The sequence below is a fragment of the Microbulbifer sp. TYP-18 genome (assembly GCF_040932045.1).
Taxonomy (GTDB): Bacteria; Pseudomonadota; Gammaproteobacteria; order Pseudomonadales; family Cellvibrionaceae; genus Microbulbifer.
This window is the reverse complement of sequence record NZ_JBFRBC010000100.1, coordinates 1-416: the sequence shown is the minus strand read 5'-3', so window position 1 is coordinate 416 and position 416 is coordinate 1. Positions and strand designations below refer to the sequence as shown.

Annotated in this window: 1 protein-coding gene; it reads left to right on the top strand. The window is 63.7% G+C overall.

Annotation, left to right across the window (positions count from 1 at the left end; all coding sequences use genetic code 11):
- Positions 1-14: 14 nt before the first annotated feature.
- A partial coding sequence (locus ABVT36_RS19135; RefSeq protein WP_368457988.1) for a phosphopantetheine-binding protein occupies positions 15-416 on the top strand: 402 nt, incomplete at its 3' end.

The window sequence follows — 416 nt, the reverse complement described above, 5'->3', positions numbered from 1 at the left end:
ATGCGGTGGCCGTGGTGCAAAACAGCGCGGATTCAGGGGACGAGCCTGGGGACGCCCGCCTGGTGGCCTATGTTGTGATGCGTGGGGGCGATACGGAAGCGGCGAGTGCTGAGAAGAGCGCTGAAGAGGTCAGTGCCCTGCGCGAACACCTGGCCGAGCGCCTGCCGTCGTATATGCTGCCCTCCTTTATCGTGCCTCTCGAACAGTTGCCTTTAACGGACAACGGCAAAGTGGATCGACGAAAACTGCCGCTGTTCGAGCAGGGTACATGGCAGAGCGGGTCTGCAACGCCAGAGGGCCCCACAGAATCCCTGCTGGCCAGCCTCTGGCAGGCTCTGCTGCAGGTTCCCCCGGTGGGGCGGGAGGACAACTTCTTCGAGCTGGGCGGTCACTCGCTGCTGGCCACGCAGTTGGTG